Below are 24658 nucleotides of genomic sequence, written 5' to 3'. Positions count from 1 at the left end.
GGTAATGGATATCAATAATCCATTATTTTTTATATTTTTATTAAAATTATTGCTCCGTGAATATCAAATTACTTTTTATCCTATCTCTTTTTTTTTCAGTCTTATCATTCAATTCATATTCCCAATTAAAACAGGTATATAAGGATACTGATGAGGAAAATGAACTTCGTAAAATCTCCCTGTACAGTAAATCCGAAGGATACATTACCTTCAAGAACTGGATTGGCTATACCACTGATGGCGGGGCCAGTTACCAAAAAAGAGAAATAACTCCATCCAATGTAAATTTTAATGGTTTTCAGGCTAATCTGACATTTGGATTTGCACTTACTGGCACCATTGCATTTGATAAAAACAACCTGATCGTTTATGGCGACTACGGATTGGTCCCCTCAATATTATCTTCCAGCGATGGGGGAACAACCTTTAAACTTGTTTATCATGCTCAAGTATCCGATACCAAGTTTTCCTATATCGTGGATATGATTTTTCCTGAAAACGGTTCAACCGGCTATGCCATTGACAAGGACCGCATATTTAAGACAACAAATAAGGGACAAACCTGGACTACTGTTTACACAGCAATAGATAGCTATTTTAAGCGGATACAGTCTTCCGGCGCCTCTTTTTTAGCCGTTACCGGACAGAACGGAATCCTCAGATCTACCAATCTGGGCAATAATTGGGACCAGATGAACGTGCCTAATGGCCTGGCCAATAACTCTGTTCAGAGTTCGAGTTTTCTAAGTCCAACAAAGTGTTGGGTAAATTTCGCCGGAAGCATTTTCTCGACCAGCGATGCGGGTAATAATTGGACCCTCAAGAACAATCCTCAATATGATCCGACTAATTTCAGCAAAATGGAATTCTTGGATGATAATATTGGATTTGGACTGGGAGGCGCCTACAACGTATACAAAACGACCAATGGAGGGAAAATTTGGGAAGCGCTACCAAGAGAGACGGCTTTTACTTACCTGGGCTATCAGCACTATACCTTTAACTTTTGGAACAGCAACGAATTTTTAGTAGGTGGCGGCTATGGTCTCCTTGAATCTACCACTAATGGTGGCGGAACACCAATACCCAAAGCAGTTTTTAGTGTAGATAAATCGAAATTGCCAACCGCTGGCACGATAAACCTTACAAACTACTCCAGAACAGACTACAGTTATAAATGGTTTAAAAACGATGTCCTCTTTGCTACTACTTATAACGCTTCTTATCCAAGAACATCGAGTACAAAAGACATCATTAGGTTAGAAGTTAATAATGGCAACCGGAGCGAGAGTACTACTCAGGAGATTACCCTTTCGCCTCTTCCAAATATTAGCTCGTTTTTGCCTCAATCTGCTAGTATTGGAGGAAAGGTCACCTTAGAAGGAACAAACTTTTCTGGCGTAACAAAGGTAACCGTAGGTGGAGTCAGTTCCTCCTTTGTCATTAGCTCAGCAACCAAGTTAGTTATAACCATATCCAATGGGGCCTCCGGCGACATCTCGCTATTCACCGCTGACGGCATAGCCAGGGCAAGCGGTTTTACATTCATACCCCCACCAGTGATAACCTCCTTTAATCCACTTACAGCTCATCCAAATAGCGAAATCATTATTACAGGGAGTAATTTTGAGAATGTAAAAGAGGTTCGGTTTGGTGGTACATTGGCCAGCGCTTTCAGGGTAGACTCTCCCACAAGCATTACTGCAACAGTGGGTGCCGGAACCTCAGGAAAAGTATCAGTAACCGCAGCCGGTGGTAGCGCAGAATTAGTGGGGTTTATTCTTCAGCCGGTAATATCATCTTTCTTTCCAAAGAGTGGCACCATTAACGAAGTGCTTACCATTAATGGAGCCGGCTTTGAGGGAATAACAGCCGTTTCGATAGGCGGTACACCAGTAAAGTCCTTTCAAATCAAATCCCCAACATTAATCACTGCGGTAATCGGAGCATCAGCGAACGGAAACCTTATGGTATCCAAAGCAGGTGGTTCTTCTTCAATGGGTAGCTTTACCTTTTATTTTACACCCGTTATTACCTCTTTTTCTCCTCAACTAGCCTCCGTTGGAGGAGAGATTAAAATCAACGGAAACAACTTCAGTTTGGTTCCTGCAGAGAACATAGTCTACTTTGGAGGGGTAAAGGCGGTGGTTAATTCAAGTACTTCAACACAGCTTAGCGTAACCGTACCAGTAGGAGCTGGGTATGGAAGTATTTCAGTAAGCTACCATCAACTCACGGCCTATTCGGCTAAACCCTTTTCTCCTCTACTTTCAGGAAATAACGTTATTGCAAACACTCCCTTTAAAGAAAGCGATACCGAGTATGGAACTTATCTGAATTATGGCGTTGCCATTGGGGATTTTGACAGCGATGGAAAACTCGACTGCGCTATACCCAATATCACCAATTTAGGCAAATCGGGCTTTAGCATCCTTAAAGGTAATGGTACCCAGGGACAGATCAATTTTCAGGACAGCGAAATTTTCGGGATTGGCAGATTTTATCATTACATGGCGAGTGCTGATATGGATGGAGACGGAAAGCTAGATGTGATTGCAGGCGCACAGGATAACAGCGAGATATCCGTTTTTAGAAATACTTCGAACGTTGGTGGGGTAAGCTTTGACGCTCCAATCAAAATATCCGGCATCAGCGTATTATCCTTGATCATCAGCGACCTCGATAGTGATGGCAAGCCAGATATTATCAGCGGTAATACCATAATTAAGAATTCATCATCAGTGGGTGCCATTTCGTTTTTTGATAAAACAAATGTTTCAGCAGAGGGCAGCTGTACTAAGGTTGCGGATCTTGATAATGATGGTAAAATGGATCTTTGTTTCGTGAGTTTCTTTACTGGTAAGTTCGCCATTTTACGCAATATTAGTACAGTAGGAACGATTGCTTTTGAAGCAAAAAAGGAATTTTTAGAAAAAAATATAAGAACCATGAACTGCGGGGATATTGATAATGATGGCAAGTTAGATATCATCTCGGTATTGGCCGATAATAACGCGCTTATCTTTTACAAAAACAACTCCATTGCCGGACAGATCAATTTTAACAGGGAGGCCAGGGATTACTCTACTCGTTCCTTTCCTACAGAAATAGGCATTACCGATCTTGATGGGGATGGGAAAATCGATATTGTCGTCAACTCGAGAGAAAAAACGATCAGTGTTTTTAAGAATACTTCTAATGCCGGATCTATTAGCCTGGCTGACCGGATAGATCAGGTGTTATCAACAGATATCATTGGGTTGAGCATCGCAGATCTGGATGGCGATGGTAAAAGTGATATTATTGGAGGAGCATCGGCTCAAACCAAATACAAAACGCTCCGCAACCTAATTTCACCCTCTCCTTTTATAAATTCATTCTCGCCAACAGTAGCTGTAGAAGGCACCGAAGTAACCATTACTGGCTATAATTTCAGCGGTGTAGCTACTGTTCGTTTTGGAGATATTGATGCACAATCTTTCACTCTTAAAAGCCCTACCGAAATAGTGGCCAAGGTTGCCAAGGGATCTTCGGGTACCATTAGTGTAACCACATCCATCGGTACGGGCTCCAAACCTGGTTTTTCATTTGGCATTGCCCCGAAAATCACTTCTTTTAACCCTAAAAGCGGCCCATCGGGCACTGTGGTTAGCATCGCAGGGCTTAACTTTGACCCGGTTGCCGAAAATAACGTCGTTTACTTTGGCGATGTGCCTGCAAAGGTAATCAGTGCTACTGCACTGAGCCTGGTTGTTGAAGCACCAAAGGGTAGCAAACAGACCAATATCTCGGTTACATCAAATAACCTTACTGCTTATACGGCTATGCCCTACATTAATACCTACCCCGGAGCCGCTGCAAGCTTCGATAAAAATGCTTATGCAGAGTTACAGAAATTTACACAGTATGCTAACATTGCTTCGCTGACTGATGTTGACGGGGATGGGATACTCGATGTGGTAACCGAGCAGGATGCTAGCTTCAGTATTTTAAGAAATGCAGGGGTTAAGGGTTCGGTTAGCTTTGATCAGGTAAAGACATTTAAACACGATCAAGCATCGCAGAAAATAGCTATAGCAGATTTTGATGGGGATGGAAAGCAAGACTTTTTATTAAACAACTCCCTTTATAGCAATACCAGCAATAGTTTAACGATTTTTAGAAACACAAGTATCACCGGACAGGTTTCGCTGGCCGATAAAATAGAAGTGAATGCCAGCGGTATTTACTTCTTAACTTCGGACATAGACCTTGATGGAAGACCAGATATCGTGATCAGGGGTACCGAGCAGGTCGCAGTACTTAGGAACATCAGTAAACCCGGAGAGATTAAATTTGAAAAAGCCTTTTATTATTATGGTCCGGGTTCTCCATCAGGCTTTATTACAACCGATCTTGATAATGACGGCAGAATGGACCTTGTGATGATCTCTTCGGGTGGTGGTTTTATGACCCAGATGCGTAATACTTCACTTCCGGGCAATATCTCTTTTACCAAAGTAGCGGGAATTGCAATATCATCAACTACCCATCAGCTACGAGCGGAAGATTTGGATGGCGATGGAAATATAGATTTGGTTACCAGGGATCATGTTTTAAATACGTTCGATATTTTTAAGAATACGGGTGGATTGCTTGCTACATCACCAACTTTAAGCTTTAACACTGCAGAACGTTGGTACGATTTCACCATTGCAGATCTGGATGGTGATGGCAAAATGGATATTCTTGGCGAGGGAGTAGGTATTTTCAAGAATTCGAGTAGTAGTGGAACCATTTCCTTTCAACCAGAAGCAGCTTATCAGAATACCGAAGCAGGTTCATCAACGATCGGTGATCTGGACGGGGACGATAGGCCCGACATCTTGCTTTCTGGTTATCCAATGCGGATTTACACCAATCAGATTGGAAAACCCATCCCACAGATCACCTCATTTACACCTAAAAAAGCGACTTTGGATCAGACCATCACGATCTCTGGAAGTAATTTTACGGGAGCCACACATGTACAAATCGGTGATTTCCAAGCTAAATCATTCGTAATTAACTCTTCTAGCAGCATTACGGCAACTTTGGGAGATGGAGGATCAGGAAGAATTGCAGTTACTACCCCGAGTGGAATTGGCTCGGCAGAAGACTTTGAGTATATCCCTCAACCACTTATCAGTTATGTAGAGCCAATGATATCGTCAGAAAACTATTCCTTCACCATTAGGGGAGGTGATTTTACGGGAACTACTGCTGTAAAGTTTGGAGGTGTACCAGCGAAATCATTTAGTGTTACGAGTGCTAACGAGATTTACGGCATCATCGGAAAAGCCGCTTCCGGACTTGTTGAAGTAACCACACCAATTGGCACGGCTAAAAAAGAGGGGTACTTTTACGTACCAAAAGTAGTTATTGTGCCCGGTGGCTCTACTACACTTTCGCCGGGAGCTAGTGTAATGTTAAATATAAATACCATTAATGATGTTAAATACCAATGGTACCGTAATGGGATCTTAATAACCGGGGCAACCAGTGGTACTATCCAGGCTGGCGAAAGCGGCAATTATACCGTATCCAGCACCTATAATAATTTTGGCATTTGGTCTGATCCGATCATGATCACTGCCCTTGCCAGCTTACCCAATACCAACCTAAAAATAAAAGTAGTAAACGAATCGTGTAAAAAGAATGATGACGGCTTGATAGAGGTAATCGCAGTACAGGCTCTAAAATATACGGCTAGGCTTTATTCCAATGGCGACCTGATTAAAACAACTACATTCACCCAAAGTACAAACTTTAATAACCTTGGTTCTGGCAGTTATACTGTATGCGTAACCCATGAAGATGATGCCAACTACAACAAATGTTTTACTGTTGCCATTACCGAACCGAAAGACGTAGTGCTTACCTCTTCTACTATCAATCCCGACCAAAGCGTAACCCTTATGATGGCAGGGGCGGATTTATATTTCATTTCGTTAAACGGAAAGTCTTATCAAAGCAACACTGGTGAGATTACACTACCGCTTTCGGCAGGAAGCAATGATCTGAAGATATCAACGGCAACTGCTTGTCAGGGTATAATTGAAAAAAAGATCATACTCGAAGGAAACATCAAGGCGTACCCTAACCCTTTCGAAACCGAATTAAACATAGAGTTACCAATAGATCCCAAAGTGCCAAACATTACGATACAGGTGTACGATCAGGCTGGAAAAAAGGTGTACGAAAAAGTAGTAACGAATTCAGGTAGCTACTTACGCCTTAATCTGGCTTCGCTTCCTCCCGGAATATTTGTTTTGAGAACACTAAACGGACAGAATATTTTAAAAACCAAGATTATAAAGAAATAATGAAAATAAAAATAATATTGGGAATAGCTTTGTTGACTTTGGCTTTGGCCTGCGGAAAGAAGAGCCCCCCTGCTCCAGAACCAACACCACCTGCTCCTCCTGTTGTGCCTCCTCCTGCAAACGGAACAACTACCAAGGCAACCTTGCTGCTTCCCACCAAAAACGAGGTTTGTTATGCTGGCGTTGTGCAATCGTCTACTGCCAGTAAGGTAACCTTTAAATGGACTGAAGGACAGAGCGTGGAAAGTTATACAATCACAGTTAAAAATTTAAACACCGGCAATTCATTTATTCAAACACCATTAATCACTAACCAAACCGAAATGTCGCTTGAGAGAAATACGCCTTACTCCTGGTTTGTACAAACCAAATCAAAGAACAATAATGGCGAGGTATTCGAGAGTGAAGTATGGAAATTCTACAATGCGGGCGAAGGAATAACAAGGTATGCCCCTTATCCTGCAGAACTAATATCTCCAACAAAAAAACAATCTATTGCTTCATCAGCTGGCAAAATTACGCTATCCTGGAGAACGGACGACCCTGATGGAAACGTAGTGAATTACGATATATATCTGGGCACTACGACTACCCCAGCGCTTATACTATCTAAATCCGGATCAAACACCTACCCTGCAACAGTAAGTTCTGGGGTTAAATACTATTGGAAAATTGTATCTAGGGATTCATACGGTTATACTTCGGAATCAGACATGTATGAGTTTACGGTACTTTAATATAACTTTCTATTTTTAGCTAATTATCCTATGATTAAACCCTCGCGTATTTCTTCACCATATCGTCAATGATCTGGGCCGTTTCATCTGGGAAATTAAACTCATGCTGTTGAGGGTTTTCTATCCAGTTTTTGATAATCGGCAACCAGTTTCTGGTACTTCCCCAAATTACAGGCAAACCAAACTGTTTTAAGGCGTAGGCATTACATTGTTGTTCAAACTGGAAACGCATAGGCGCCACCAGCAGTTTTTTCTTTAGGTAAAGTGCTTCAGCAGGTCCTTCGAAACCACCACCGGTAAACAAGCCTTCGCAGGTGGCCAGGCTTTTATTAAATTTTTCATTGTTAACAGGTTCTACAAAAACATTCCCTTCCTGATAGGCAACTTTACTGTGTTTAGAAAAAACCTGCCATGTAACCTCAGGAAGCTGTGTAAAAAGCTTTACCAAACGTTTATCGTCAATGGCTGGAAGATATACCGTATAATGTCCTAAATTTTCACTTTTCAGATTTCGGATCTCTGCCCTGATTACCGGGGTATGGATAAAAGTATCGTAACGGTCGAAATGAAAGCCAATGTGGTATTTGGTGGGTGCATAACGGCTCAAAATCAGTTTCCCCCAATCTAAAGTTCTAGGACGCGGTACTTTTTTAGATTTAAATGCAGCCTGATGGCTCAATGATACACATTCTATGCCCTGCAGTTTACAGGCCCAGGCGCTTACAGGTTCAAAATCGTTAACAATTAAGTTGTACTCTTTCAGTGGCAGCTGCTTCATATCTTTTCTAAAACGGAAGAGATTCATGTTCAGCCATGTTTTAAAATGGTCTACACCACCTTTTTTTCCAAAGATAAAACTGAAGCCATGCAATTGATATTTTACAGGCTGACTGAGTTTTACATCCGCCTGTGTTCCACTTACTAAAATATCCAATTCGCCATACTGCTGAAGCAAAGGAATAATTTCCCTTGCCCTACTGATATGACCATTACCTGTTCCCTGTATTGCGTAAAGTATCTTCATTTATGCCCGAATATCTAAAATTATTGGGCAATTTCATATTTTATATTCTGTAAAAGAATATTTATGTCCAGTTTACTTTTTAAATCTTCGGCATCAGAAAGGATTCCTTCATCCAATTCGTCCTTCGTAAAATGTTGATGTTCGTACTTAAAAACCGTCCAGTTTTTATTTTCATACTCTAAAGCGGTTAAACTTTCTACCCAATCGCCACTGTTCAGGTAAAGCACTTTTCCATCTTCTGTGGCGATTTCGCGTTGCTCGGCCTGGTGGATATGACCACAAACTACATATTGATAACCTTTTTCGATAGCCAGTTCTGCCGCAGTTTGCTCAAAACTATTGATGAACTTAACGGCATCTTTAAATTTAGCTTTGATCTTTTTCGAAAAGCTCATCTTCTCCCGCCCAAATGCGGTAAGTACCCAGTTTACAAAACTATTAATGAGGATCAGTGTATCGTAGCCAACCGCACCAAGTTTAGCCAGCCATTTAGAGTGCTGCATGGTAACATCAAAAACATCACCATGAAAAAACCATGCCTTTTTACCGTCCAGCTCTAAAATTAATTTATTCTGGAGATGGAAAGTGCCCATTTCCATGCCATCAAATTTGCGGAGCATCTCATCATGATTTCCCGTCAGGTAGTGAACCTGAACACCCTCCGATACGAATTTCATCAGTTTACGGATTACCTTCATGTGCGATTCGGGCCAATAACTTTTGCTAAACTGCCAGATATCGATGATATCGCCATTTAAGATCAGTGTTTTGGGTTTTATGCTCTTAAGATATTTTAGAAGTTCTTTTGCATGGCAACCATAGGTACCTAAATGTACATCGGATATTACGACTACATCGACATTTCTTTTATCCATAAACGGGAAATTTTAGGGGGAAGAGTGTTATTACCGCTCGATTAAAGCAGTTCAGAGATAAATTAGCTGTGTTACCACTCTTCTTCCTCATCGAGTTTTACCTCAAAGGGGCTAAAGAAATAAAGTACAACAATTAATAAACATACGGCAAAGAATGATTCTAACATATCATCTGATTTACATTACAAAGGTAAGACTCTGTATATCAAACAAATGTTACGACATTGTTAAATTATTATTCTACTTGATAAAGATTGTTAAAATGACATCGGAAGGGGCTGTTTGGTTCAATATTTCATTAGTCGTTGGTTCATTACCCACCGTCATCATCGCTGGGATGATCCGCAAAGCGGAATACATTAAGATATTAGTGTATGTTAGCAAAAGGCCTAAAATGGTATTTCTTAAGCACAGTTGCTATTTCCATTCTTCATAGCCATCCCGTAAGGCCAAAGCACTGTTTTCCGTTTCGCTTTTAAACCGGCATGGTCAATTTTTTGGCAGGCACAGTTCAGGCCTACTCACTGGCTTTAATAAAAAAATTGCGAGCTGGTAGTTTTGTTTCTTTTGCTATCAAAAGAAAGAAGGCCCCGCGGCTAGCGGTTAAGCAAAATCCACCATCACCTATTTTACATTTTCTCTAATTAAAAGATCCTTCGAATACGCTCAGGATGACACGTGGTGTGAAATCGACTTTGGATTATTGAATAAAGACTCAAGGCTGATTGCATTTTATAGATCCTAAGTTCAGGAGGACGATCGCAAGTGTGAATACTCAGAATCTCAAGGTGTGCAATGAATTCATTTTAAATGCCCTTCGACTATGCTCACGTTGACAAACCGAGGGAGGTATCCTGTGTTTCCGTGGCAAGAAATCGTTGCAAAAATTCTGGCAACAAAAAACCCCGCAAGATTTTAATCTTACGGGGCATAAATGTATTTAAAGATATATTAAGCTTTAACTGCTTTCTTTTTCTTCTTTTCTTCTGAATAAAACCCAAAACCTAATCCGGCCAACAATAAGATAGATCCAGCTAAAGAGATTTTCTCTCCGGTATAATACGATGTTGGGTGGAAAATAAACTCAAGTTTATGGTTGCCTGCTTCTAATTGTGCCGCACGTAAAACATAATCAGCCCTGAAGTATGGCTTTTCAACACCATCGATATACATCTTCCAGCCCTTATCATAATAAATCTCTGAAAACACTGCAATTACATCTTTAGCGGTTGAGTACTCATAAGTTAAATGATCAGGGTTATAGTTGGTTAATTTAATAAAACCTTCCTGACCAGTTCCTAAACGTTTGGTATCAATCGAATTTTTGAAACTTTCATCAACAATGGCTTCTTTTTTAGCATCAAAACTGCTAATGGCCTTCATTTCTTCATCACCGTTTTTGGCAAACTGAACACTTTGTACAAACCAGGCATTACCCGCTGCCGTTGCGTTACGCTGCATTTTATACGATCCATTCTGAGGATCTTGTGTAATAATGTACTTGGTATTTAACATATCCAACACATCCTGGTTAACGCTTTTTGTTAATTGGTTATCCACCAACTCCTGAAAACGTTTTAACCTCGCGGAGTGGAAACCACCAACGGTTTTATGGAAATAAGAAGTTTCGGCACTTTTAAACGGATCGCCCAACGATAAATCGAAAACCCTAAAGTTTGGATCTTTATCAGCCGCTATAAAATTATCTACATCCCTGGGTTGATAATGGTTATCTAAATCGGATTTACTTACAAAATTCTGGTTGTTTAAATAACGGCGGTCTACCTGCCACAAATCAATTAAAACAAATAATGCCAATAAACCAAAAGCCAATTGCATGTTCAGTTTTTTGGTAATGAAGGCCCAGGTAATTCCAAAACCGATGGCTACGAACAATAAAGAACGTAAAGCATCAGCACGTGCTAAAGCCACACGGTCGGCAACAATGCCATTTAAAATTTCCATTGCAGCACCTCGGTTATTCTGCAAGGTTTGTGTTAAAGCATCTAAAACCTGTGCCTGGTTGGCCTGCGTAAAGCTGAAGAACACCGTAGGGATCACGGCAATAATTAAAGCAAAACCACCGGTAATACCTGCTGACCAGGTTAATCTCTGCACTAAATATTTTTGATCGTATTTTCCTTCTTGTGCTTCTTTAATGGCCAGTATAGCCAGCAAGGGTACCAATAAACCTACAACGGCCAATATCGATTCTACCGCCCTGAATTTATTATAGCCCGGCAAGTAATCGAAGAATATATCTGAAATAAACGGTAAGTTATTTCCAAAGGAAAGGAACAGCAATAAGATACTTGATCCTAAGATCCACCATTTCCAGCGGTGTTTTACTATAAACAGTCCGAAAACAAATAAGAAACAGATAATGGCTCCAAAATAATACGGCCCGGAAGTACCCGGTTTATTGCCCCAATACTGGTTGGTGCCCAAATTTTGCGCCACATAACCAATGGCCTGCTTTGGATCAACGCCCTGAAGATTTTTTTCAACTGCTTTATAAGTATTGCTTTCAGGCTTAATAATTTCGTCAATACTGCTTGCACCACCATAAATATTCGGAATCAGAAATGAGAAACTCTCTCCAACACCCTGGCTCCATTGGTAGGCATATTCTTTATCCAAACCATTTGCAGGCTCGGCTTTATCGGTAGTTAAATTCGATTTACCACGGATGGTTTCTTTGCCATACTCGTAGGTTGTCCACAGGGTACCTGCATTTACCAGAACCGACAGGAAAATACCCGCAGCTATATAAGCAACAGCTTTACCAAATGCCGGAAGCTGTTTTGCTTTAAAGGCATGGTAAAGTTCTATACAGCCTAGAATAAATAACGCTATAAATAAATAGTAGGTCATTTGGATGTGGTTCGAGCGGATCTCTAGCGCCATAAACAACGCCAGCAAACTGCCTCCTACCAGATACCTGCCCCTTAGAATGAGAATAATGGCAGCCAAAATAGGAGCAAAAAAGCCAATTGCTAATGCCTTATTGCTATGCCCCGCAGCAATAATGATAAAATTATACGAGGTAAATGCAAAAGCGATTGCCCCGGCAGCAGCAAGCCATGGGTTTATTTTTAATACACAAAATAATAGGTATGCGCCTAAAAGGTATAACAAAACTGTTCCAACAGGATCTGGGAAAATACCTTTTATTACATCGATACCATACGTTGTAATATTGAGGGGATACTGTACCCAAATTTGGTAAGCTGGCATACCACCGAACATCTGGTTGGTCCAAAGTGGGCCTTTACCATCTTTCGCCTTAATATCCATAATTTCTTTCTGCATGGCCTTAGCCTGCAAAACATCGCCCTGCTGTGGCGCTTTACCCTGCAAAACAGGACTGAAGTAGGCAAAAGTGATGACTACAAAAAACGCAATAATGGCTAAGTGAATGCCATTTTTATTAAACCAGTTATTCATTAAGGTTTGTTTAAGTTTAAACGAACGTCAAAAATAAAAAATTGAGCGGTATAAAAAAGTAATAAATTAAATGCATGCTGAATAAAAAATTAGATTTGTAGGAAAGAATAAAAATTCAACCTATTTATTATGAGAAAGTTTGTCGTTACAATCGCTCTTGCTTTATTATCTTTTTCTTCGTTTTCGCAAATTGTAAGTTTAAATAACAATGAAATTAAAAAGCTGAAAACCCAGATCAAAAATGATGAGGAAACCAAAAAACTATACCTGGGCTTTGAAAAATCGGCATTAAATTATCTAAGCGAAAACCCGAATCCAATAGATACCATCAGGACTGAAGGATTATTAAAGGGAAATCCCAAAAAAGAGAAAACCAGATTAGCCCTGGCAGATATGAACAAAATGTTTGCACTGGCCTTACAATATCGGATTACCAATGATCGAAAATATTTAAACAAATGTGTAGAATTTCTTAGTGCATGGGCCAAAATCAATAAACCAAATGGCGATCCTATTGACGATACCAACCTGGATAAAGCAATTGAAGCTTATGACCTGATTAAAAAAGATATCCCAACAGCTGATAAAAAACAGATTGAACAATGGCTTACTGAAACGGCTTTAGCAGAAATTAACAGTAAACGGATGAAAGCGGGCAGAGCTACCGCCATTAATAACTGGAATGCTCATCGGCTAAAAGAAGTTGGCGAAATCGGTTACACCTTAAACAATCAGCATTTTATTAAATGGACCATCGACAATTTAAAAAGCCACATCAATATCAATCTATATGCTGACGGAACAAGTTTGGATTTTAAGGAGCGCGATGCCATGCATTACCACATTTACGACCTGGAACCGATGTTAAAGTTGGCCATTATGATCGACAGGGCGAAAGGCACCAATTTTTATACTTATGAGTCGCCTAAAGGATCTTCGATCAAAAAATCTGTAGAATGGATGATCCCATACATTAATGGTGAAAAACAGCACGAAGAATATGTGAATACAACCGTTAAATTCGACCGTGACCGTGCAAAGAACAATGAACCTGGATTTGCTCCCGGGACGATGTTTAAACCAGATCTGGCTTTACCGGTATTAAAACTATCTGTTTATTTCGATAGGGCACAGGCTGATCTGTTAAAAAAAGTAAATAACAACGATACCAGCTGGCAGATGGTATTGGATAAACTACAACGGGAAAGCAAATAGCTTCCAAAACAAATAAATTTATATTTGTGCATGGAATTAGCAGCAGCAAAATTAAAATTTATAGAAGCTTGGGGCAAATTAGGCTCCGAATGGGGAATTAACCGGACCATGGCCCAGGTACATGCGTTATTACTCATTTCTCCTGAAGCGCTTACCACTGAAGAAATTATGGAGGCGTTGAGTATCTCCAGGGGAAACGCCAACATGACCCTGCGCGATTTAATTGGATGGGGTTTAATTGAAAAACAGCACAAAGCAGGCGAGCGCAAAGAATACTTTTTTGCCGATAAGGATGTTTGGAATATTTCTCGTCAGGTAGCTAAAGAGCGTAAAAAAAGAGAGCTAGAACCTGTTTTAAAAGTTTTAAATGAACTGTCAACGGTAGTGGGCGATGAAAAAGATCCTGAGTTTAAAACCTTTAAAAAATCGGTAAACGATATTAACAAACTTGCCCTCAATGTAGATAAAACTCTAGAAACAATGCTTAAAGCAGAAGAAAGTTGGTTCTGGGGCTCGGTATTGAAAGTTTTTAAATAGATATGAAGAGGAGATTTGAGATATGAGAGAAGTATCAAGTAGTAAGTATTGAGTAGCAAGACATATTCACCCTAAACGCTAACCACCAAGCGCTAAACCCTAACCCCTAAAAAGCCTTACCCTTAAGTTCGGCTTATTTCCCATCCAAAACTTTCATTTTTTACTAAGAACAATAGGGTTAATCGAACAGATTTAAGCAGAAAGCATAGAAAAACGACCAAAGTTAAGTGTATGCCCACAATTATCTTAAAAACATCGATTAATGCGCCGATTGAACGCTGTTTCGATCTGGCTATAAGTATCGACCTTCATGTACAGTCGATGCAAAGTTCTGGTGAGAAAGCCATCGCTGGGAAGAGAGCCGGATTGATCGGTTTACATGAATCCGTTATCTGGCGAGCCAGGCATTTGGCATTCTGTTCGAAATGACGAATAAGATTAGTACAATGGAATACCCAACACGCTTTGTCGATGAGATGGTTAAAGGCCCCTTTAAAAAACTCCACCACCAACACCTGTTTAAAATAATAGATTCTCAGACAGAAATGACTGATGTTTTTGATTTTCAGGCACCATTTGGCTTATTAGGCCGGCTTGTAGAAAAAATATTTCTTAAAAATTATATGCTTAAACTAATTGAGAAAAGAAATGAGGTAATCAAATTTCAAGCTGAATGGTAATATGCGCTATTTGTGCCTCGCACTATCATTAAATTGCCAGAGCACATTAATAATCTTCCAGACCCCATTCAATTTAACAAGGTGCATATAATCGATCCATTCATCTGCAATTAATTTAACTGAGGCAGTTTTCTCTGAAACATCAAGCATTTTAACTTCCTTTTTAGGAACAGCGGGGAATTTATCTTTTTTGCGGTTATAACTTTCAGCCAGGATAACCATTGATTCTGCAGAGGTTTCACGAACATAATCTTTGTTGGTTTCCTTATCCGTCCAAAATGTGCGTTTAACCAGCCTTGGGTGCAAAGCCTGCTCCATTTGTTTAGGATTTGGGGTATGCTGCGATTCTATATAATCAAGGACTGCACGTTTGATTGCTAAGCTATCCTGTTTTGTCTGGCTAAAGCATTTCGCACTTACCATCCACAAGGAGATAAAAACAATAAAATATTTCATAGTTGCCGGTATAGTTTTGGTTTTCGGGTTGAAGGTTAAAACATTAAACTTAAACTATATATTTTAAATTATTGCTTTTTGAATTCACACAAAAAAAAGTCTGTATCTAAATATAGGATTGTCATACTGAGGGGCCAGTTTTCTAGCAAAAAAACAAAGAAGTTAAGTAACAGGTAAGATAAATCGTCATCTCGACCGCAGTGGAGAACCCGAAGGCTCTGCGAAGCAAAATCTTTGAGATTTGATTTCAATAACTTGGTACAAAGATCTCTCTCCCGAAAGTTCGGGACTGCGCTACAGTCGAGATGACGCTAGTTTTTAAAATACGTCAATGGCAGCTTGTCGAAGGACCTGTTTTAAATGTCTTACAAGGCGTTTCGACAGGCTTTAAACAAAAAAACCCTGAACAAGTTCAGGGTTTAGTTTTATTTCACTTCTTCGTAATCTACGAAGTCGCCGAGTTTATCTGTTTTACTTTGATCAGGCTTTGGAGGCATATAATCTATCGAAATAGCGCCTTCAGGTTTTGACCGTTTTTGTTGTTGCTGTCCTGTAGCCTGACTCTGCATTTTGCTGGCCAGGTTATTAAACAGCATTGGCAGTATTAACCTAATCAACATTCTGATCAGCCAAAGTACCAATATTGTGATGAAAATGAATTTTACTAATGCCATTTTTTAAATTACTGTTGTTACAAATATAGACGTCATAAAATTTATTTTGTTACTTATTGTGCCTTTAATTGCATTTTGATTACAAATATAATACGTAAATAAGCCTATAAAGGTTTTAATATCCGCATTAATCTTCAATAATTTCAGCTACGCGGCCTACCTGACCATCTTCGAGCCTCACTTTTATCCCTCTGGAATGAAATGCCGATGACGTGAGCAGATCTTTCACCACGCCGTAAGTGATATTTCCCGACCGCTGATCTTTTTTCAAGATAATTCCGACTTCTAATCCCGGATAAATGTCTTTTCTGTTTTGCCCGTCCATTTGTGCTGTATATAATCATGATTAAAGCCTCAAAATTCCATAATTATTTTGAGTGTTACGGTAATTTACTGAAATCTATTTCAGGTTTTTTACCTGTAGTGCTTCTGGTAAATATTTTTCTTGGTGTGGTGTAATCGTTAAAAAAGCCCCCGTTCTTTAAATAAAAGGCACCATTATCTACTCCTCCCTGATAATCCATCCGATATCCTTTTGCTCCTGTGTTGTCAGTCGTAAAGCGGGCAGATTTTAATTCAGTCCATGTTCCCTTATCATCGCAGATCCATTGGTTATCAAACAAAACCTTCCGCGATAAGTCGCCCTGTACAGGTGAAAAGTTTTCTAAAAAGGAATGGAAGCGTTTTAAATAGGTTTTAGTCTGCGGCCTGGTAAAACTGGCTATCAATTGCCATTTATTGATTTCGGGAGCAAAGAAATAAGCAGTGTAAGTAGTTAGGCTATCTTTTCCAGGCACACCATGCAACAAAAATTTATAGGTATTTCCTGCTTTCCACATGTAGTTTAGGTAGCTCTGACCGCCAGCACCTTCATTACCAAATTCTCCCGTATGTACGTTTTCTCCTTTCTTTAGCATTTTTATTTTGTGCGATTCCGGGATACTTTTAGGATCGTCGGTATTGAAAGGGCTCCATACCGAAAATAAGATATGCCGTTCGGTTGGACTATTTACCTGCATCCCGAAATAGCCTTCACTAAATCCGTTAGCCATAAAATAAGAGCCTAAAATATCTTCACCCTTTGGCACAGTTACTTCGTTATAATACCACGCTGCATTTACATTTTCAGGTTGTTGATAGTTGAGGTGAACCGATGGCCCACGTCTGCCCCAATGAAAAAAGTTGCCTTCGTTGTTTTTAACATAAGCCGTTTTGCCTTCAGTTGCTGTTCCACTAATGGATAAGGCTTGTATTGAAGGAAATTTCGTTCCAGTTTTGCTTATTCCTTTAATGGTTAAGGCAACGTAGCCCGTATCTTTAATGGTCCACTCGCCAATCTTGCCGTCAAATGATTTGGTTTCATCGAAACCTACCTTTTTAGATTGATTGTTGATGGCGAATTCCAGAACTGATTGCCCATCTACAGTAGGTTTATCGCTTAATGATACCGTTATGGTACCAGGTTTAGAAACCCGAAAATAAGCTGTAAAATATTCTTTTGGGTTAGACCAGTTTACGATTCCCCTGTTGGATAATGTTCTTTCTGAATCCTGGTGTAAAGAACTGTAGGCATTACCTCCAAGTGGAAGGGAAATTGCTGTAGCATTTTGGGCATAACTTTTTAGCCCCATGACACCGAGTACGATCAGTGTTATTAGTTTAAAAGATTTCATTGAATGATTTTTAGATAACTTGTTTAAAGCAATTGTAGGCTAAATTATCTAAAAATCATGCTATAAAACCAAATCGTTACTTACCGAATTTTTCGTTAAACATTTTTTCTAGGGCAAACATTTCGTCACGCAGCTTTGCCGCCTGCAAAAAGTCCATATCTTTTGCTGCTTTCTGCATATCTTTACGCGTAGTATCAATTGCTCTTTGCAGTTCTGCTTTACCCATATATTGTACAATGGGATCGGCGGCAATGCTGATTTCGGCATTTTCTACATAAGCCCTGGCTTTGTTATCGCTTGCTTTCTGAGAGAAATCAAGGACAGATGTTTGCTCTAAAATTGCTTCCCTTGATTTACCAACAGTTTTAGGCGTAATGCCATGTTCAAGGTTATAAGCAATCTGTATATCCCTACGTCTGTTCGTTTCTGAGATGGTTTTCTCCATGCTATCCGTAATGTTATCAGCATACATAATTACACGGCCCTTATCGTTACGGGCCGCACGGCCTATGGTTTGGATCAGTGATTTTTCAGACCTTAAGAAACCTTCTTTATCCGCATCTAAAATAGCAACCAAAGTAACCTCTGGCAAATCCAAACCTTCACGCAAAAGGTTAATTCCAACCAACACATCAAATTCTCCTAAACGTAAACCACGAAGAATCTCTACACGTTCGAGGGTTTTAATTTCAGAATGAATGTACCTGGTCTTGATATTTAAGCGATCAAGATATTTAGTTAATTCTTCAGCCATACGTTTGGTTAATGTGGTAACCAAAATACGTCCCCCTTCTTTTATGGTAATATCTATTTCATCAAGAAGATCGTCGACCTGGTTAATGGCAGGTCTAATCTCAATAACAGGATCTAACAAACCTGTAGGTCGAATTACCTGCTCTACTACCACACCTTCTGATTTTTCCAATTCATATTCAGCCGGAGTTGCACTTACATAAATGGTTTGCGGGGCAAGCGCTTCGAATTCGTTAAAGTTTAAAGGTCTGTTATCCAGTGCAGCTGGCAAACGGAAACCATATTCAACTAAAGATAATTTCCTCGATCTATCGCCACCGTACATGGCTCTGATCTGCGGAACGGTAACATGGCTTTCATCAATTACCATTAAATAATCTTCAGGAAAATAATCCAACAGACAGAAAGGACGCATACCGGGCTGCCTTCCATCGAAGAAACGAGAGTAGTTTTCGATACCGGAACAATAACCCAATTCTTTCATCATTTCGATATCGAAATTGGTACGTTCTTCCAACCGTTTTGCTTCCAGCAAATGTCGATCTGCAATTAACTGGTTCTTACGGATTTCGAGCTCCTCCTGAATTCCCCAGATCGAAGAATTGAATCTATCTTTCGGAGTAACGAAAAGATTGGCCGGATAAATGGCCATGTCTTCTAATTTCTCTATAGTTTTCCCGGAAACCGGATCAATTGCAGAAAGTTCTTCAATATCATCACCGAAAAAAGAGATGCGGTAAGCATGATCAAGATAAGCTGGAAAAATATCAACGGTATCACCTTTAACCCTAAAGGTTCCGCGTTTAAAGTCTGTTGTAGTTCTGGAATATAAAATCTCAACCAAGCTATGTAAAAATGCATTCCTCGAAATCCTTAAGCCCACGCCAAAACGGAAAACCATTCGGGAAAAATCTTCGGGATTACCCATACCATAAATACAGGAGATGGATGATACCACGATAATATCTCGTCTGCCGCTCATTAACGAAGAGGTAGTGCGTAACCGGAGTTTTTCAATCTCTTCGTTTATACTCAGATCTTTTTCGATATAAGTATTGCTTGATGCGATAAAAGCTTCTGGCTGATAGTAATCGTAGTAAGAGACAAAATAATTCACCGAGTTTTCAGGGAAGAAATTTTTGAACTCGCCGTAAAGCTGCGCTGCCAAAGTTTTATTGTGACTCAAAATCAGTGTAGGTTTTTGCGTCTGCTCGATCACATTGGCTACCGTAAATGTTTTTCCCGATCCCGTAACGCCTAGTAAAGTTTGATAATGTTCATTGGCATTTACGCCATCTACCAATTGTTTTATCGCATTCGGTTGGTCTCCGGTGGGTTGATATTCTGAGGTGATTTTAAATTTCATGAGTATATCAAATATACGATTTCGGGACTAAAGAGTAAAACAGGCGAAAGTCAGGAAAATAAAATCCCTGTTGAAAAAATTCAACAGGGATTTCTCGCGTGCACAATCCTTTCGAAAAGCTACGATTGACAGATTCCAAGAGCGGTCGTCATTCTCGCGCAGGCGGGAATCTAATGCAACCTACAAACCCCACCAAGGCAGTACGATTATTCATAAGCTTTCTTCTCTTCAAAGGCATTCATGAGCACTATGTGGTTCCCAATCAAGTTGGGAATGACGATCTTCCGGCATGAAGGTTAGTATTACTATTTACCCGCTGCGGCCTGCATTGGGTTTTTACCAACCGATTGGCCTCTTACTGCTCCGCCAGCTTTGGTTTTATATACTTTAAATTTGCTTTCTTTTGCTCTGCCGCCCCAGGTATTGTTTGAGGTATCAATATCTGCAGTTTCGCGTAATGGATCCACTAAAATAGAGGCTACTTCTTTATTTTTAACATAAAATTTAGCTGTTTTCAATTCATTATGCCTCCAGATCTGAGCTGGAATACGGTCTATTTCTTTTGTTCCATCTTTATAAGTAAACTCAACAATGATAGGCATTACCAAGCCTCCTTTATTGCTAAAGCTCAGTTCGTAAAGAAATTTGTTACCATATTTGTCCTGCTCTGCTGAAGGAACAGCTTCTAGTGCTGCGGCGGTTTCTGTTTTAGTAGCAACAGTGGTATCAATAGTAACCATTCCTCTATCGTATTTATAGTAGAAATCTTGTGCTGCAGGAGTTTTATCTATATAAAAATTAATTTTCTTATCCTCACGGTTTCTGGTTTTCGAAATATCTTCAAAAGCATTAACGGCAGGCTTATCAATTTTAACCATTTTCGATTTGGCTTCTGGTAAATCTTTAGGGAAATCGGCTTTTGCAAATTTCACGCTATCTAAAGATATATCGCATGGATCGGTTCCATAAAACCAACCTCTCCAAAACCAATCTAAATCTTCGCCGCTGGCATCTTCCATGGTACGGAAAAGATCTGCAGGTTCAGGATGTTTAAAAGCCCATCTTCTCGAATATTCTTTAAATGCATAATCGAAAAGTTCCCGTCCCATGATGGTTTCGCGAAGGATATTTAAACCGGTAGCAGGTTTCGAATACGCATTCGGACCGAAACGGGTAATGTTTTCAGAGTTGGTCATAATTGGCTCCAGTTCATCCTTTGGTAGTTTCATGTAATCAACAATGGTATATGCCGGTCCTTTTTTACTTGGAAATTTGTTGTCCCAAAGCTCTTCTGTTAAATATTCAACAAAAGAATTTAGTCCTTCATCCATCCAGGTCCATTGGCGTTCATCACTATTTACAATCATTGGGAAGAAGTTGTGTCCAACCTCGTGAATAATTACACCTAACATCCCATTTTTAGTGCTTTCGCTGTATGTTCCGTCAGTATCTGTACGGCCATAGTTAAAACAGATCATTGGATATTCCATTCCATTTGCAGCTTCGATACTTTGTGCAACAGGGTAAGGATAAGGGATAGTAAAATCTGAATAGGTTTTAATGGTATGTGCTACTGCACGGGTAGAAAACTTACTGTATAGGTTATATGCTTCTTTCCCATAAAAACTCATACACATTACGGTATTGTTATTGGCCTGAATTTTTTGAGGCATGGCATCCCAGATAAACTTACGTGAAGATGTCCAGGCAAAATCGCGGACATTGTTCGCATTAAAAACCCAAGTTTTTTTTGCTGTAGATTTTTTGGTTTCTGCCAGTTTAGCTTCAGCCAAAGTTTGTATTTCTACAGGCGCAGCAGCAGTTTTAGCAGCATTATACCTACTTAATTGAGTTGGATTTAAAACAGCGCTATAATTGATACACTCTCCCGTTGAACCTACCAGGTGATCAGCCGGCACAGTCATCTGAACTTTAAAATCGCCAAAGGTTAAGGCAAACTCACCTCTGCCTGTAAACTGATGGTTCTGCCATCCCTGAAAATCGCTATATACACATAAGCGTGGGTACCACTGGGTCATGGTAAACAGGTAGTTTCCATCGGTTGGGAAAAACTCATACCCTCCACGGCCGCCAACACTCATCCGGTCAGAAATTTTATAGTTCCAATCAATATTGAAGATAAGTTTTTGTCCACTTCTCAACGCTACAGGCAAATCTATCCTCATCATGGTTTTATTAACCGTATAGGGCAAGTTTTTACCGGTTGCATCGGTTAATTTGGTAATATTTATTCCATAACCGTTGTTTCCTGTTGCGCTTAACTGATCTAAATTTTTAGTATTTCCTGTTGCAGGCATTTTAGTCGCATCCTGGTAATTCGCATTGCGATCCGTGCTATGCTCATTTTCATCAAGCTGCAACCAGATATAAGTTAGTGGATCAGGAGAATTATTGGTGTAAGTGATCGTTTCAGATCCGGTTAACAACAGATTTTTTTCATCCAGCTCGCATTTGATGTTATAATCGGCACGTTGCTGCCAGTATTTAACACCAGGCGCTCCGCTGGCTGTACGTTGTTCATTAGGTGTTGGTAAAATGGTGCCCAACTGCTCAAACTTATTCCCATGGTTACTCCCTGGGTTATTCTGCGTATTTTGGGCCATAGCCAGGCTACCAGAAAAGAATAACAGGCCGGTTAAAGTAAATAGTTTATTCATGATATGGTTTATTAAAAAGGAATTCGTTCTAAAGCCATTTTTAAAGCCAGGCTAAATACGGCTGCTGATATAAATAAAACCCAGTTCATACGCTTTATGCGGGTATAATTAAAAATTAAAAAGGTAATTAAAAGAATGATGATCACCATAAAAACCTGTCCGGCTTCCAAGCCTACATTAAAACCAAATAGGCCCCAGCCAATATTCTGATCTTTGGCCAGCATTATCCGGATGGAGTTTGCAAAGCCCATTCCATGAATAAGACCAAAACCAAGTGCCAAAAAATAATTGATCTTAATCGATTTTAAGGAGAAATTCTTTCTAAACAAATTGCTGATTGCGGTAATTACAATGGTACAGGGAATTAAAAATTCTACCCACTTGCTATCAAACCGGATAATATCCAATACGCTTAAAAGTAAGGTAAAGGAATGGCCAATGGTAAAAGCCGTAACCAATATGAGCACCTGTTTTAAATTGATATAACTGTAAATAGCAACCAGTGCCAAAATAAACAGCTGGTGGTCTAAAGCATCGGCACTGATGATATGCGCCCAACCCAATTTAAAATAAAAGATAAAATCTTGTAACGGCATGAATAATAAGCTAACTATTGAGAATGAAATAGTTTACAATAGCTAAAATTATATTTTTAATTACAAAAACCCCAAATATCTTGTAAACAAAAGCCTAAATACCAAATTTGTTACTATTCTTTAAGTGATTTAGTGCTTTTTTTCGAAGTTTTATCGCAAACAACTGGGTTTACAGTTGTAAACAAAACTGTTGTTTAATATACATAGCCAATACGGTACCTTGGTACTTATAACTATTAGTCTTCTATTCAACATTATGCTTTGGCTTAAATATCACTTACAAAAACCAGGAAAAGGTTTCGATCCTGTTCCAAAAGCTTTTGCAGAACAATATGCTGCAAACGAATACAAAAAAATAGACAGTAAAATTATAGATATTATAAAAAGTCACTTAGGCAGTTTCGAAAACAAAACTTTACTTGATCTGGGGGCCGGTCCGGGACAATATAGTATCGAATTTGCCAAAAGGGGCGCGAAAGTTACCTGGCACGATATCAGCCAGAATTATTTAACAATAGCAAGAACAAAAGCTAGCGACCAAAACATAACAGTAAATTTTTCATTGGGCTATTTAGAAGAAGCCCATGGTAAGTTCGATATTATTTTTAACCGCATATGCTGGTATTATTGCATTAACGATTACCGTTTTGCAAAATGTATCTACAACTTGATTGGAGAAAACGGCTACGGTTTTATTGTGGTTAACAATGAGAAATTTCTTCAGCAGGAACTTGCAAAAGAATCGGGTTTTAGAAAATTGGCCATTAAAATGAGCTATTGGCTCAATGAAAATTTTAATATTAAGCTTACACATGTTCATCCATCCCATAAGAAACTAAGTAAAATATTTGCCCGCTTAAATTTCAGGAACTTACATTTAGAACAATGTGGGCATAACACCTTAATTACATTTAACAAGTAGAAGATTATGTGTTAACTTTGCCCCTCTAAGGAAGGATTTAATATGTTGATGCATAAATTAAAATATAGTTTTTTGCTTTTATTTTTTGCTTTTTTTTCTGTTGGAGCAGGAATAAAACACCCTTTGCATGTAAGCACAACTGAAGTAAACTTTAATGCCAAGGACAAAACCTTAGAAGTAAGCTGTAAAATCTTTTCTGACGACTTTGAGGCAATTTTAGCCAGATTATACAAACAGAAAACCGATCTGAGCAATCCGAATATGAAGAAAGCAATGGATGAGTTGGTGAAAAAATATCTGCTTTCTCATTTACAGCTAAAAGCCAATGGCAAAGCGGCTTCAATGAACTACATCGGATTTGAGATCGATCATGAAGCTACTAATATTTATCTTGAGGTAGAGAAAATTCCGTCCGTAAAATCGGTTGAGGTGAGCAACACAATTTTATATGATATGTTTGATGATCAGATGAGCATTGTACATATTGTAAAAGGCCCTAACCGTAAAAGCACAAAAATCCTTTACCCTGAAAAAAAGTTCACAGCAAACTTTTAATTGTAATTTTTGTATTAAATTACGGCTCAATGTTAAATTACCGTTAATTTTAGAAGGCAATATTATTTAAGTTAATATCTGCTGAGAAATATTTCTTGTAATCTTTTTTTAAATACCGTGTTGTTA

Annotated in this window: 18 protein-coding genes; 8 read left to right on the top strand and 10 right to left on the bottom strand. The window is 39.2% G+C overall.

From position 1 onward, the window contains the following. Positions 1 to 56 precede the first annotated feature (56 nt). Together LQ201_RS14660 and LQ201_RS14655 are read left to right on the top strand one after the other, a co-directional pair. Positions 57 to 6344 carry an IPT/TIG domain-containing protein gene (locus LQ201_RS14660; protein ID WP_230143388.1) on the top strand — a complete coding sequence of 2096 codons (6288 nt, stop codon included), beginning with the start codon at positions 57 to 59 and terminating at the stop codon, positions 6342 to 6344. Beyond that, positions 6344 to 7081, top strand: coding sequence for a hypothetical protein (locus LQ201_RS14655; protein ID WP_230143387.1), 738 nt, complete (start codon positions 6344 to 6346; stop codon positions 7079 to 7081). The genes LQ201_RS14660 and LQ201_RS14655 overlap by 1 nt, the downstream gene beginning before the upstream one ends. A gap of 34 nt (positions 7082 to 7115) precedes the next feature. Here LQ201_RS14655 and LQ201_RS14650 read toward each other — a convergent pair whose 3' ends face one another. The 3 genes from LQ201_RS14650 to LQ201_RS14640 form a co-directional block, all read right to left on the bottom strand. Beyond that, positions 7116 to 8105: a glycosyltransferase family protein gene (locus LQ201_RS14650; RefSeq protein ID WP_230143386.1), complete on the bottom strand. Its 990-nt coding sequence runs from the start codon at positions 8103 to 8105 to the stop codon at positions 7116 to 7118. A gap of 20 nt (positions 8106 to 8125) precedes the next feature. Continuing rightward, positions 8126 to 8980: a UDP-2,3-diacylglucosamine diphosphatase gene (locus tag LQ201_RS14645; RefSeq protein WP_230143385.1), complete on the bottom strand. Its 855-nt coding sequence runs from the start codon at positions 8978 to 8980 to the stop codon at positions 8126 to 8128. A 951-nt stretch (positions 8981 to 9931) separates the two neighbouring features. Beyond that, positions 9932 to 12427 (bottom strand): YfhO family protein, encoded by a 2496-nt coding sequence (locus LQ201_RS14640; protein ID WP_230143384.1) that lies wholly within the window; start codon positions 12425 to 12427, stop codon positions 9932 to 9934. Between the two features lie 129 nt (positions 12428 to 12556). Between LQ201_RS14640 and LQ201_RS14635 the strand changes: the two genes are divergently transcribed. From LQ201_RS14635 to LQ201_RS14620, 4 genes are all read left to right on the top strand, one after another. Next, on the top strand, positions 12557 to 13642 hold the full coding sequence (locus LQ201_RS14635) for an alginate lyase family protein (protein ID WP_230143383.1): 1086 nt from the start codon (positions 12557 to 12559) through the stop codon (positions 13640 to 13642). Positions 13643 to 13672: 30 nt separating this feature from the next. Beyond that, positions 13673 to 14179 carry a GbsR/MarR family transcriptional regulator gene (locus tag LQ201_RS14630; protein WP_230143381.1) on the top strand — a complete coding sequence of 169 codons (507 nt, stop codon included), beginning with the start codon at positions 13673 to 13675 and terminating at the stop codon, positions 14177 to 14179. A gap of 231 nt (positions 14180 to 14410) precedes the next feature. Further along, positions 14411 to 14608: a hypothetical protein gene (locus LQ201_RS14625; protein ID WP_230143380.1), complete on the top strand. Its 198-nt coding sequence runs from the start codon at positions 14411 to 14413 to the stop codon at positions 14606 to 14608. Between the two features lie 17 nt (positions 14609 to 14625). Further along, the gene (locus LQ201_RS14620; protein WP_230143379.1) at positions 14626 to 14859 is read left to right on the top strand and encodes a hypothetical protein; all 234 of its coding nucleotides are present in this window, start codon (positions 14626 to 14628) and stop codon (positions 14857 to 14859) included. A 6-nt stretch (positions 14860 to 14865) separates the two neighbouring features. On the opposite strand, the gene LQ201_RS14615 is transcribed toward LQ201_RS14620, so the two are convergent. From LQ201_RS14615 to LQ201_RS14585, 7 genes are all read right to left on the bottom strand, one after another. Further along, positions 14866 to 15315, bottom strand: coding sequence for a nuclear transport factor 2 family protein (locus LQ201_RS14615; RefSeq protein ID WP_230143378.1), 450 nt, complete (start codon positions 15313 to 15315; stop codon positions 14866 to 14868). A 425-nt stretch (positions 15316 to 15740) separates the two neighbouring features. Then, positions 15741 to 15989 (bottom strand): DUF4834 family protein, encoded by a 249-nt coding sequence (locus LQ201_RS14610; protein ID WP_230143377.1) that lies wholly within the window; start codon positions 15987 to 15989, stop codon positions 15741 to 15743. A gap of 127 nt (positions 15990 to 16116) precedes the next feature. After that, positions 16117 to 16314 carry a YwbE family protein gene (locus tag LQ201_RS14605; RefSeq protein ID WP_086548157.1) on the bottom strand — a complete coding sequence of 66 codons (198 nt, stop codon included), beginning with the start codon at positions 16312 to 16314 and terminating at the stop codon, positions 16117 to 16119. Between the two features lie 55 nt (positions 16315 to 16369). Further along, complete coding sequence (locus tag LQ201_RS14600) at positions 16370 to 17662, bottom strand: DUF3472 domain-containing protein (protein WP_230143376.1); 1293 nt, start codon at positions 17660 to 17662, stop codon at positions 16370 to 16372. 76 nt (positions 17663 to 17738) lie between these two features. Beyond that, a complete protein-coding gene (uvrB, locus tag LQ201_RS14595) occupies positions 17739 to 19781 on the bottom strand; it encodes an excinuclease ABC subunit UvrB (RefSeq protein ID WP_305800048.1) in 2043 nt (680 codons plus the stop codon). Positions 19782 to 20086: 305 nt separating this feature from the next. Beyond that, complete coding sequence (locus LQ201_RS14590; protein ID WP_230143375.1) at positions 20087 to 22459, bottom strand: M1 family metallopeptidase; 2373 nt, start codon at positions 22457 to 22459, stop codon at positions 20087 to 20089. Positions 22460 to 22470: 11 nt separating this feature from the next. After that, a complete protein-coding gene (locus LQ201_RS14585) occupies positions 22471 to 23055 on the bottom strand; it encodes a HupE/UreJ family protein (RefSeq protein ID WP_230143373.1) in 585 nt (194 codons plus the stop codon). A gap of 256 nt (positions 23056 to 23311) precedes the next feature. Here LQ201_RS14585 and LQ201_RS14580 point away from each other — a divergent pair, with 256 nt between their 5' ends. Both LQ201_RS14580 and LQ201_RS14575 read left to right on the top strand, forming a co-directional pair. Next, positions 23312 to 23977, top strand: coding sequence for a class I SAM-dependent methyltransferase (locus LQ201_RS14580; protein WP_230143371.1), 666 nt, complete (start codon positions 23312 to 23314; stop codon positions 23975 to 23977). 72 nt (positions 23978 to 24049) lie between these two features. Continuing rightward, entirely contained in the window at positions 24050 to 24532 is a 483-nt protein-coding gene (locus LQ201_RS14575) for a DUF6702 family protein (RefSeq protein WP_230146646.1), read from the top strand. Positions 24533 to 24658 lie beyond the last annotated feature (126 nt).

It is taken from the genome of Pedobacter sp. Bi126 (assembly GCF_918698245.1).
Classification (GTDB): Bacteria; Bacteroidota; Bacteroidia; order Sphingobacteriales; family Sphingobacteriaceae; genus Pedobacter.
This window is presented reverse-complemented; position numbering and strand designations above follow the sequence as displayed.

What these genes read in the sequence shown, in the direction of transcription:
- LQ201_RS14655 (WP_230143387.1), top strand. Translation starts at nt 6,344, where the DNA reads ATGAAAATAAAAATAATATTGGGAATAGCTTTGTTGACTTTGGCTTTG.
- LQ201_RS14640 (WP_230143384.1), bottom strand. Translation starts at nt 12,427, where the DNA reads ATGAATAACTGGTTTAATAAAAATGGCATTCACTTAGCCATTATTGCG.
- LQ201_RS14645 (WP_230143385.1), bottom strand. Translation starts at nt 8,980, where the DNA reads ATGGATAAAAGAAATGTCGATGTAGTCGTAATATCCGATGTACATTTA.
- LQ201_RS14610 (WP_230143377.1), bottom strand. Translation starts at nt 15,989, where the DNA reads ATGGCATTAGTAAAATTCATTTTCATCACAATATTGGTACTTTGGCTG.
- LQ201_RS14625 (WP_230143380.1), top strand. Translation starts at nt 14,411, where the DNA reads ATGCCCACAATTATCTTAAAAACATCGATTAATGCGCCGATTGAACGC.
- LQ201_RS14600 (WP_230143376.1), bottom strand. Translation starts at nt 17,662, where the DNA reads ATGAAATCTTTTAAACTAATAACACTGATCGTACTCGGTGTCATGGGG.
- LQ201_RS14585 (WP_230143373.1), bottom strand. Translation starts at nt 23,055, where the DNA reads ATGCCGTTACAAGATTTTATCTTTTATTTTAAATTGGGTTGGGCGCAT.
- uvrB (WP_305800048.1), bottom strand. Translation starts at nt 19,781, where the DNA reads ATGAAATTTAAAATCACCTCAGAATATCAACCCACCGGAGACCAACCG.
- LQ201_RS14635 (WP_230143383.1), top strand. Translation starts at nt 12,557, where the DNA reads ATGAGAAAGTTTGTCGTTACAATCGCTCTTGCTTTATTATCTTTTTCT.
- LQ201_RS14605 (WP_086548157.1), bottom strand. Translation starts at nt 16,314, where the DNA reads ATGGACGGGCAAAACAGAAAAGACATTTATCCGGGATTAGAAGTCGGA.
- LQ201_RS14590 (WP_230143375.1), bottom strand. Translation starts at nt 22,459, where the DNA reads ATGAATAAACTATTTACTTTAACCGGCCTGTTATTCTTTTCTGGTAGC.
- LQ201_RS14650 (WP_230143386.1), bottom strand. Translation starts at nt 8,105, where the DNA reads ATGAAGATACTTTACGCAATACAGGGAACAGGTAATGGTCATATCAGT.
- LQ201_RS14615 (WP_230143378.1), bottom strand. Translation starts at nt 15,315, where the DNA reads ATGAAATATTTTATTGTTTTTATCTCCTTGTGGATGGTAAGTGCGAAA.
- LQ201_RS14620 (WP_230143379.1), top strand. Translation starts at nt 14,626, where the DNA reads ATGGAATACCCAACACGCTTTGTCGATGAGATGGTTAAAGGCCCCTTT.
- LQ201_RS14580 (WP_230143371.1), top strand. Translation starts at nt 23,312, where the DNA reads ATGCTTTGGCTTAAATATCACTTACAAAAACCAGGAAAAGGTTTCGAT.
- LQ201_RS14630 (WP_230143381.1), top strand. Translation starts at nt 13,673, where the DNA reads ATGGAATTAGCAGCAGCAAAATTAAAATTTATAGAAGCTTGGGGCAAA.